This is a genomic window from Inquilinus sp. (genome assembly GCF_057815775.1).
The window spans coordinates 1-10,061 of sequence record NZ_JBYRFX010000343.1 but is presented as its reverse complement, the minus strand read 5'-3'; the positions used below and the strand labels follow the sequence as shown (position 1 = coordinate 10,061).

General features: G+C 68.4%; 8 protein-coding genes. 4 read left to right on the top strand and 4 right to left on the bottom strand.

The genetic code is table 11. From position 1 onward, the window contains the following. Positions 1-1,343 (top strand): FAD-binding oxidoreductase (locus tag AC3XYG_RS12240; RefSeq protein ID WP_489140112.1); only part of this gene is annotated, 1,343 nt, incomplete at its 5' end. Between the two features lie 121 nt (positions 1,344-1,464). Here AC3XYG_RS12240 and AC3XYG_RS12235 read toward each other — a convergent pair. From AC3XYG_RS12235 to AC3XYG_RS12220, 4 genes are all read right to left on the bottom strand, one after another. Further along, positions 1,465-3,453: a hypothetical protein gene (locus AC3XYG_RS12235; RefSeq protein ID WP_489140111.1), complete on the bottom strand. Its 1,989-nt coding sequence runs from the start codon at positions 3,451-3,453 to the stop codon at positions 1,465-1,467. 203 nt (positions 3,454-3,656) lie between these two features. Continuing rightward, positions 3,657-4,142, bottom strand: a complete 486-nt coding sequence (locus AC3XYG_RS12230) for an RrF2 family transcriptional regulator (RefSeq protein ID WP_489140110.1) — start codon at positions 4,140-4,142, stop codon at positions 3,657-3,659. 121 nt (positions 4,143-4,263) lie between these two features. After that, the gene (locus AC3XYG_RS12225) at positions 4,264-4,680 is read right to left on the bottom strand and encodes a cupin domain-containing protein (RefSeq protein WP_489140109.1); all 417 of its coding nucleotides are present in this window, start codon (positions 4,678-4,680) and stop codon (positions 4,264-4,266) included. Positions 4,681-4,864: 184 nt separating this feature from the next. Beyond that, positions 4,865-6,085, bottom strand: a complete 1,221-nt coding sequence (locus tag AC3XYG_RS12220) for an OpgC family protein (protein ID WP_489140108.1) — start codon at positions 6,083-6,085, stop codon at positions 4,865-4,867. Between the two features lie 165 nt (positions 6,086-6,250). Here AC3XYG_RS12220 and AC3XYG_RS12215 point away from each other — a divergent pair, with 165 nt between their 5' ends. From AC3XYG_RS12215 to AC3XYG_RS12205, 3 genes are all read left to right on the top strand, one after another. Continuing rightward, positions 6,251-7,168, top strand: coding sequence for a dienelactone hydrolase family protein (locus AC3XYG_RS12215; RefSeq protein ID WP_489140107.1), 918 nt, complete (start codon positions 6,251-6,253; stop codon positions 7,166-7,168). After that, positions 7,165-8,937 (top strand): acyl-CoA dehydrogenase, encoded by a 1,773-nt coding sequence (locus AC3XYG_RS12210; protein WP_489140106.1) that lies wholly within the window; start codon positions 7,165-7,167, stop codon positions 8,935-8,937. Before AC3XYG_RS12215 ends, AC3XYG_RS12210 begins: the two co-directional genes overlap by 4 nt. Positions 8,938-9,128: 191 nt before the next feature. Beyond that, positions 9,129-9,803, top strand: coding sequence for a hypothetical protein (locus tag AC3XYG_RS12205; protein WP_489140105.1), 675 nt, complete (start codon positions 9,129-9,131; stop codon positions 9,801-9,803). The last annotated feature ends 258 nt before the right edge of the window (positions 9,804-10,061 follow it).

The window sequence follows — 10,061 nt, the reverse complement described above, 5'->3', positions numbered from 1 at the left end:
CGGATCTGGCGCCCTATCTGAAGGAATGGCGCGGCAAGTACCAGGGCACGGCCGGCATCGTGGTGCGGCCGGGGTCGACCGCCGAGGTGGCGGCGGTGATGACGCTGTGCGCCGCGCGCGGCATCGGCGTGGTGCCGCAGGGCGGCAACACCGGCCTGTGCGGCGGCGCCGTGGCCGAGGCCGGGCAGATCCTGCTGTCCACCGACCGGCTGACCCGAATCCGCGAGGTCGATGCCGAGGGCGACCACATGACAGTGGAGGCCGGGGTGATCCTGGCCCAGGTCCAGGCCGCAGCCGAGGCGGCCGACCGGCTGTTCCCGCTGAGCCTGGGGGCCGAGGGCAGCTGCCGCATCGGCGGCAACCTGTCGACCAATGCCGGCGGCACCGCGGTGCTGCGCTACGGCAACGCCCGCGACCTGGTGCTGGGGCTGGAGGTGGTGCTGCCCGACGGCAGGGTCTGGGAGGGCTTGCGCGCCCTGCGCAAGGACAACACCGGCTACGATCTGAAGCAGCTGTTCATCGGCGCTGAGGGCACGCTGGGCATCATCACCGCCGCGGTGCTGAAGCTGTTCCCGCGGCCGCGCACGGTGGCCGCCGCCCTGGTGGCGGTGCCGGACCCGGCCGCGGCCGTCGCCCTGTTCGGCCGGGCCCGCGGCGCGGCCGGCGGGTCGGTCACCGGGGTCGAGCTGATGCCGCGCCTGGCCATCGACTTCGCCCTGCGCCATGTGACCGGTGTGATCGACCCGCTGGCCGAACCGCACCCCTGGTACGTGCTGCTCGAACTGTCCTCCCCCGCCACCGACGCGCCGCTGGCGGAGCAGTTGGAGGCGATCCTGGCCGGCGGGCTGGAGGCCGGGCTGGTGATCGATGCCGCGATCGCGTCGAGCGAGGCGCAGCGCAACGCCTTCTGGCGGATTCGTGAGGCGATCGTCGAGGGCCAGCGCTTCGAGGGCGGGGCGATCAAGCACGACATCGCCGTGCCGGTGGCCCGCGTGCCGGAGTTCCTGGAGCGGGCGACGGCGCTGTCCGAGGCGCTGGTGCCGGGCGTGCGGGTGATCGGCTTCGGCCATCTCGGCGACGGCAACATCCATTTCAACCTGAACCAGCCGGTCGGCGCCGACCGCGCCGCGTTCATGGCGCGGTGGGATGAGATTTCCCACCAGGTGCATGACATCGTCGCCGCCATGGACGGGTCGATCAGCGCCGAGCACGGTGTCGGCCTGGTGAAGCGCGACGAGATCGCGGAACGGAAGCCGGCGGTCGAGATCGACCTGATGCGCCGGATCAAGCAGGCGATCGACCCCGCCGGGATCATGAACCCGGGCAAGGTGATCCGCAGCTGATTGCCGCGGCCGGCGCAAAAGAAGAACCCGCCCCGCGACGTGCGCGGGGCGGGTTCGCAGCACACTCTCAGAGGATGAAGTCGCTGGCCGTCAGGGCGTGATCGGAGATCACGTTGTTGATCTATTCCTGCACCTTGTCGCAATTGATGTCGAGATAGACGCCCTGGATGCCGTTGCCGAAATCGACGATCCCCACCTGCCCGGCATGGCCGGTGAAACCAGTGGCGGAGAAGGTGAAGGCGGTGTCGCCGTTGCTGGGATTGCCGTCGGCATCGATGGCGCTGAGGTCGATCCTGTCGCCGGTGGTGAAATCGGTGATCAGGTCTTTGCCGGCTGGCGCCACCGTGCTGTCGGCGACACTGGTGTAGACGAAGGTGTCGTTGCCGGCGCCGCCCTTCAGCACGTCGGCCCCGACGCCGCCGGTGATGACATCGTCGCCGCCCAGCCCGGACAGGGTGTTGGCCCCGGCATCGCCGGTCAGGTGGTCGGCCTGATCGGAGCCGTAGACGTTCTCGATCCCGGTCAGGGTGTCGCCCTGGGCATCGCCGCCCGTGCCGGTGCCGGTCGCCAGATTGACCGTCACGCCAGCCGAGGAGCCGGCATAACTGGCGGTATCGCTGCCGGCGCCGCCATCCAGGGCATCGGCCCCGGCCGCTCCGGTGAGCACGTCGTTGCCGTCGCCGCCGCTGAGCTGGTCGTCGCCGGTGCCGCCATAGAGGTTGTCGTTGCCGGCATCGCCGAAGACCACATCGTTGCCCGTGCCGGCATCGGTCGAATCGTTGTCGTTGCCGCCATGGATGGTGTCGACGCCATCGCCGCCGACGAGCCTGTCGGCGCCGTCGCCGCCGTCGAGGGTGTCGTTGCCGCCCTCACCGGAGAGGCTGTCGTTGCCGCCATTGCCGACCAGGGTGTCGTCACCGAGTTCGCCGCCGATGATGTTGGCGCCGTTGTCGCCGGTCAGATGGTCGTCGAGGCTCGATCCGTAGAGGTTCTCGATGTTGAGCAGCAGGTCGCCGGTGGCGTCGCCGCCCGAGGCGGTGTGCGCCAGCAGGTCGACGCTGACGCCGGCCGCGGAACCCTGGTAGTTGGCGAAGTCCGAGCCGTCGCCGCCGTCGAGCGTGTCGGCCCCGGCGCCGCCATGCAGCACGTCGTCGCCCGCAAGGCCGAGGATGACATTGTCCCCGGCATTGCCGGTGAGATGGTCGACGAAGGCCGTGCCGGTGATGTTGCTGATGCCGGTCAGCGTGTCGCCCTCGGCGTCGCCGCCATGGCCGGTGCCCGCCACCAGGTCGACCGTCACGCCGGCGCCCGACCCCGAATAATCGGCCGTGTCGACGCCGCCGGCGCCGGTCAGCACATCCGCGCCGGCGCCACCATTGAGGGTGTTGTCACCGGCCGACCCGATCAGCACGTCATTCCCGGCGGACCCGATGAGGTTCTCGATGCCGGTCAGCGTGTCGCCCTGCGCGTCGCCGCCCGTGCCGGTGCCGGTGGTCAGGTTGACCGTGACCGGGGCCGCGGATCCCGAATAATCCGCCGTGTCGTTGGTGCCGGCGCCGCCCTGCAGCGAATCCGCGCCGCCGCCGCCGATCAGCGTGTCGTCGCCGGCGCCACCCAGCAGGATGTCATTGCCGCCCTGGCCATTGAGGACGTCGTCCCCGCCCTGCCCGCTCATCGTGTTGGCGCCGGAGCTGCCGGTCAGGTGGTCGGCGCCGGTGTTGGAGCCGATCAGGTTGACGATGCCGACCAGCCAGTCGCCCTGGGCGTCGCCGCCGAAGCCCTGGGAGGCGCCGGTCAGCTGGATGTTGAGGCCCAGGATCGGCAGGGTGAGGGAGAGGAGGACCGAGAGGTCGATCGTCACCCCGTCAACCGAGGTCGTGTATTCAGCCGCATCGATACCCGACAGGGTGATGATGCCGGCGGCGTTCAGCAGCCCGCCGATGATGACGTCCGCACCGGCGCCGCCGCGGATGACGTCGTCGCCGGACCAGCCGATCGCGATATCGTCGCCGCCGAGGGCGTCGATGAAGTCATTCCCGATCCCCTGGACCGGACCGATGATGAGATCCGGCAGGATTTCCGCGCTGTTGGTGCCGGTAAACGTGGCCATCAATGAGCCTCCCTATCAAATGCATTATAAATTTAATGCACTCATGGTGCATTTCGGATCCACTGCATCATCCGAAAACCACCTCAGAGGCGATCTTTGCAACATATCACTCTATGTTTTGGCCTTGAACGTTCAAAAATTCCGCACCAACGGATCACCGGATGGATCCGAGCCAATTGTGGTCCAGGAAGGCGCCGGGAACGTCAGGCCCGCGCCAGCACCCATTCGAAGCTCTCCCGGTACAGCTCCGCCGGGATCTCCGCCTCGAGCATCTTCCCCAGGTCGGACAGCTTCACGCCCTGCAGCGTGTTCCGCCATTCCCGGTCCGCCGCCCACATCACGCGGGCGATCGGGCAGGATTTCGATTCACAGTAATCCGTGGACCGGCAGGGGTTGTTCTTCCGGATCTCGCTGCAGACGAAGGTGGAGCTTTTCCCCTCCACGGCCTCGACGATCTCCAGGAAGTTGATCCGGTCCGGCGCCCGGGCCAGGCGATATCCGCCGCTCGGCCCCAGGGTGCTCTCGACGATCCCGGCCTGCGACAGGCTCTGCAGCGCCTTGGACAGGTATTCCTTGGGAACGCCGTGGAACTCCGCCAGGGCCTTGGTCGCGAGATACCGGTTGGCCGGAAGCCCGGCGAGTATGGCGCAGCAATGCAGCACCCACTCGACCTGACTTTTCAACTGCATGCGCTGGGTCCTGCCTTGTCCGGTCCGACCGACCCGTCGGAAAGGCCCGGCCCGGTCACGGCGCCGATGGTGATGCCATTCATAGCATCGATCAACGCGGCCGCAACCGGCCGAGGACGCGCTATTTGTCGTCCGTGGTCAGGACTTTCTCATCCGTGTCGACCACGAACACGGCCAGCAGGCTTGCCGGCTCGGTCGCGCTGGCATTGGCGCTGACACCGTGATGCGCGCCGGGCTCCTCATAGAAATTCTCGCCGGCGTGATAGACCTTCTCCGGCGCCCCGTTGACGCTGCTGCGGATCGCCCCGGTCAGGACGGTCGCATAGATGAAGGCGGAGTGGGCATGGGTGTGGCCGGGCGACGCCCCGCCCGGCTGGTACTCGACCAGCACGCCCTTCATGCTCTTGCCCGGCACGTTCGGCAGCGCGTGGTCGAACACCACGGTCACCTTGGCCTTGTCGGCCGCGGCCCCATCGGCCGAGGCCACGGTGAGGAAGAGCGCAGCAGAGGCGACGCCGCACAGGATCTTGGTGAACATCTCGATCTCCCGGACGGGCGCGGATCCACCGGGGGGTGGCTCCGGCCGAAAATCTGGTTAAGGATATGATTTATCCTTAAGGACTTTAAATATCCTTATTGCCGGACGCCGTAAAGGGCTGAATGCCCGGACCAGGTCCGGGCATGGCAGCACAGGGAGGGAGAGCAGCCCGATCGGCCGAGGGCTACAGCCCCCGGCGCGGAGCCAGGCGCAGCCGGACCATGGCCGGGGCCGGCATCGGCGCGATGCGGGCCGGGCGGATGCGGAGGGCCGCCGGTGCCGGCTGGGCCGGCAGGTCGCGGCCGCGCTTCCAGGGATTGCCGTTGAACCAGGCGGCGCCGCGCGCCCAAGCCCAGAGCAGGCCGATGCCGCCGAGATTGACCGCGAGGGTCGGCAGCAGGCCATACCCCGCCTGGTCGAACACGATGCCGCCGACGAAGGACAGGGCCATGCCGAGCAGGAAGACCGAGAGCGAGTGCCGGCCCATCAGCGCCAGCGGCTCCGCCCGCCGCGGCGAGATCAGGCCCGGCGCGGCGCGCAGCAGCGACACGGTGAGATAGGCCAGGGCAAAGAAGTGCAGCAGGCGCAGCGGGCCGATATTGGTCTTGCGGGCCATCGGCTCCAGGATATCGCGCATGCCGGCGAACAGGCCGCCATCCATCCGCACCAGCGACAGCGCCAGCACGGCGCAGAACACCATGTAGATCAGCGCCGCGGTGATCCGCGCACGCGTGGCCTGCGGCACCTCGAACCAGCCGGCCCCATAGCCGTAGCCGGCCACGAACACGACCTGCCAGGCGAAGGGGTTGAAGAACCAGCCGCGACCCTCGGTGCTGTCGGCCATCAGGTTCCAGCCCTCGACCACCGCGCCGACATAGAGCACCGCCGAGGCGACCACCACCAGGACAGGCGAGATCCGCGACAGCAGCACCATGGCGGGGATCGCCGCAAGCAGGATCATGTACAGCGGCAGGATGTCGAAATAGTGCGGCACATAGTGCAGCGACAGCAGGTCGACCAGCGACCCGCCGGGATCCTGGAAGAAGCGGTCGATGCCGAGCTGCGAGATATAATTGGGCTGGGCGAACATGCGGTTCGCCACGATGATGATGCCGCAGACGACGATGAACAGGCCGATATGGGCGCGATACAGCTGCCAGACGCGCTGGGCCACCCGGCCCAGCCCGGCCAGGAACCCGGCGCGGCCGAAGCTGCGGCCGAAGGCCATGGCCGAGGACAGCCCGGCCAGGAAGATGAATATCTCCGCCGCGTCGCTCAATCCATACATCCGCGGCGTGAACATTCCGACAATGTTCCCGGGCGTATGGTTGATGAAGATGATAATCAGCGCGAGACCACGGAAGAAGTCGATCCGAACGTCCCGCACCGGCTTCTGTGCGGTCATTTCATCACTCCGGCCTGCACCGCGCGACATGGCGATGCATTGAGGGAACGCTTCATGGCGAATGAGGTTCCCAAGGAAACGAATGCCTCAAATCCCCGGAAAATTCGTTGTTCCGCCGGAGAAATGGATTCGTGGAACACTTCCGTCTGGAGGGCTGGATCGATCGTGTTTCGCCTCTGCATCGCCATCCTGCTGCTGACCATTTCGGCCGCCGGGATCCCCGCCGCCAGGGCCCAAGGGGTCGCGCCGGCCGAGACCGTCATGTTCAAGAGCCTGTCCGGCGAGGTCATCACCGGACGCCTGTTTCTGCCGCAGGGCACGGGCCCCTTTCCGGCCGTTGTCGGGCTGCACGGGTCCGGCGGCTACGCCCCGGCGCATGACCGCTGGGCGACCCGGCTGACCGCCAGCGGCTACGCCATGTTCCTGGTCGACAGCTACACCCCGCGCGGCTATCGCGAGATCATCTCGGTCGGGCTGCAGACCATCCCGCCCGAACTCCGCGTCAAGGACGCTGTCGGAGCGCTGGAATACCTGCAGACTCGCAAGGAAATCAACCCGAAGGAGATCGCTGTTCTCGGCTGGTCTCAAGGCGCGACCACCGCCGTCATGGCCACCGCGACGATGCGGCAGACCCTTATTGCCAAGACCGCCCCGCATTTTGCCGCCGCGATCGCCCTGGACCCGCGCTGCGACCAGTACATGACCAACACCCAGCCGGTCGGCGACACGCCGCTGCTGGTGCTGATGGGATCCGCCGACAGCGTGACCCCGGCGGCCGCCTGCGACACTTTGTTCGGCGCCTGGCTGTCGAAGGGCGCTGCGGTCAGCCTGATCGTCTATCCCGGCCAGCAGCACAATTTCGATTTCACCGCACCGACCACGGCGATGCTGGACCGGTCGCAGAAAATCGCCGACCCGCCGGCCCTGAGCCCGACCTGGACCCCGGTCGACGATGCGGAGCGGCGGACGCTCGGCTTCCTCGATCTGCGGATGGGACTTGATTCCGTTCCGGCTTCGGGGAAATCTCCCGTTTACGTAAACGGAAGCCCGAAACAGGGTGAAACCCAGGGAGTCATCCGATGACCGCCTATGCCGCACCGCTCGCCGATATGCGCTTCGTGCTGCGGCATCTCGTCGGTCTCGATCGCATCGCCGCCCTGCCCGGCCGCGAGGAGACGACACCCGAGCTGGTCGAGGCGGTGCTGGACGAGGCCGGCAAGCTGGCCGGTGAGGTGATCGCCCCCCTGAACGCGATCGGCGACCGCGAGGGCGCCCGGCTGGAGAACGGGGTGGTGCGCACCGCCCCCGGCTTCCGCGAGGCCTATGCCCAATACCGCGACGGCGGCTGGAACGCCCTGCCCTTCGAGGCGGAATGGGGCGGCCAGGAGCTGCCCTGGGCGGTGGCGATGGCGGTGTCGGAGATGTGGCAGTCGGCCAGCATGGCCTTCGGCCTGTGCCCTGTCCTGAACCAGGGCGCGGTCGAGGCGCTGCAGGCGCATGGTTCGGACGAACAGAAGCGGATCTACCTGCCGAAGCTGGTCTCCGGCCTGTGGACCGGCACGATGAACCTGACGGAGCCGCAGGCCGGCTCCGATGTCGGCGCGGTGCGGACCAAGGCGGAGAAGCAGCCGGACGGCACCTACAGGATCACCGGCCAGAAGATCTTCATCACCTATGGCGACCACGACATGGCCGAAAACATCGTCCATCTCGTCCTCGCCCGCGCCCCGGGCGCGCCGGCCGGAATCAAGGGCATCAGCCTGTTCCTGGTGCCCAAACTGCTGCCGGATGCCGACGGCAACCCCGGCGCCCGCAACGATCTGCGCTGCGCCGGGCTGGAGCACAAGCTGGGCATCCATGCCAGCCCGACCTGCGTCATGGCCTATGGCGACGACGGCGGCGCCACCGGCTTCCTGATCGGGCAGGAAAACCGCGGCATCGAATACATGTTCACGATGATGAACAACGCCCGGCTGACCGTCGGGCTGCAGGGCGTGGCGATCGCCGAGCGCGCCACCCAGGCGGCCGAGGCCTATGCCGCCACCCGCATCCAGGGCAAGCCGATCGGTCAAGACGCGCTGGTGCCGATCGCCGCCCACCCTGATGTCCGCCGCATGCTGCTGGCGATGCGCAGCCAGACCGAGGCGATGCGGGCGCTGGCCTATGCCGCCGGCGCGGCGCTGGACCTCGCCCGCGGCCACCCCGACCCGGTCGAGCGGGCGAAGGCCCAGGCGCGGGTCGACCTGCTGACCCCGGTGGTCAAAGGCTGGTGCACCGACACCGGCTGCGACGTCGCCTCGACCGGCGTCCAGGTCCATGGCGGCATGGGCTATATCGAGGAGACCGGCGCCGCCCAGCATCTGCGCGACGCCCGGATCACACCGATCTACGAGGGCACCAACGGCATCCAGGCCAACGATCTGGTGTTCCGCAAGGTGGCACGCGACGGCGGCGTGGCCGCCCGAACGCTGTTCGAGGAGATGGCGCGGACCCAGGCGGAGCTGGCCGGCCTGCGCCACCCCGCGGCGGCACCGATCCGCGACCGGCTGGTCGAAAGCCTGGCGGCGCTGATGGCGGCGACCGACTGGGTGGTCGAGACCGCGCCGGAGGACCCGGCCGCGGTGGCGGCCAGCGCCGTCCATTATCTCCGCATGTTCGGACTGGTGGCCGGCGGCTGGCTGATGGCGCGGGCCGTGCTGAGCGTGATCGACGACGACAGCGACCCCGCCTTCCGCACCGCCAAGCTGACCCATGCCCGCTTCTTCGCCGAACAATATCTGCCCCAGGCCGCCGGCCTGCTGCTGCCGATCACCGAAGGCTGGCGCAGCGTGACCGGGGCGGAGGAGGACTGAGGCAGGCGCCCAGGCGCAAACATCACTTACGGCCTCCGACCACCGTCATTGCGAGCGCAGCGAAGCAATCCAGGGCCACCACGAGCCGCGGCATGGATTGCTTCGTCGGCTTCGCCTCCTCGCAATGACGGCGAGGTAGGGTCACAGAGTGTTCATTGTGGCCATCCGGGCTGATCGTTCATGATATGTTCATGAGCATCACCCCAACCTCCCCCACGCCAGCCGAACCAGCCGATCCAGGCCGGGCGCTGGCGTTGAAGCAGATCCAGCGGCTGGACCGGCTGGCCGAGATGGCCATGGCTCAGGCCGAGGCGATGCATGTTGAAGTGATGACTCCTGTCCCGGACGAGCCCGGCAAGCCCGACCCGGCCGAGACCCGGGCGCGGGTCATGGCGGCAAATGCCGCCTTCCAACGCCAGGCCCGGGTGGTGGCCCAGATCACGGCGGTGCAGTCCCGCATCGCCCGCGTCCTCTACGGGCCACAGCAGGCAGCCCCGGCCACACGGGCCGAAGCCGCCGACGAGGTGCGCAAGCAGTGGCGCACGCGCCGGGTCGAATGCATCGTCGGGGAAGCCATCGCCCAGTGCGTGCCGGTCAATCCCTATCCCCTGGTGTTCAAGTTGCGGGGCCGGCTCGCGGGGCTCGATCCCGACCTGGACCCGGATTTCCAGGACCGCCCGCTGGGCGCAACCGTCGCCTTGATCTGCCGGGATTTGGGCCTCAAGCCCGACTGGTCGCAATGGGCCGGGGAGGATTGGGCGCTGGCCGAAGCCTGCGACCGGGCGCCGGGTTCGCCCTATGCCGGGCCGGCCGGCGAGGCAGCCGAACTCCAGACCAGCAGCCCGTCTCCGCCCGACACAGGTTGAAATGTAGGTGACAGGCTGTGTTTTACGTTGCCTCTCCTGCAGGCGGGAGAGGCAAGAGAAGAGCCGGATGGGCGGCCCCCCTGCCCTCAGGCCTTAATGCCCAGCCGCTCCACCTCGGCGGCGGTGTCGCGCCATTCCTGGGCGTAGTCGACATCCTGGTAGTTCTCGAACCACGGGCCGCCGCTGGTGTAGTGCACCGCCTGCGGCCGGCCCTGCGCCGGCTTCGGGTACCAGCCTTCCAGCCAGTTCCAGCCGGTC

Excerpts from the sequence above, each read along its gene's own strand:
- AC3XYG_RS12235 (WP_489140111.1), bottom strand. The coding sequence starts at position 3,453 with ATGGCCACGTTTACCGGCACCAACAGCGCGGAAATCCTGCCGGATCTC.
- AC3XYG_RS12230 (WP_489140110.1), bottom strand. The coding sequence starts at position 4,142 with ATGCAGTTGAAAAGTCAGGTCGAGTGGGTGCTGCATTGCTGCGCCATA.
- AC3XYG_RS12225 (WP_489140109.1), bottom strand. The coding sequence starts at position 4,680 with ATGTTCACCAAGATCCTGTGCGGCGTCGCCTCTGCTGCGCTCTTCCTC.
- AC3XYG_RS12220 (WP_489140108.1), bottom strand. The coding sequence starts at position 6,085 with ATGACCGCACAGAAGCCGGTGCGGGACGTTCGGATCGACTTCTTCCGT.
- AC3XYG_RS12210 (WP_489140106.1), top strand. The coding sequence starts at position 7,165 with ATGACCGCCTATGCCGCACCGCTCGCCGATATGCGCTTCGTGCTGCGG.
- AC3XYG_RS12205 (WP_489140105.1), top strand. The coding sequence starts at position 9,129 with ATGAGCATCACCCCAACCTCCCCCACGCCAGCCGAACCAGCCGATCCA.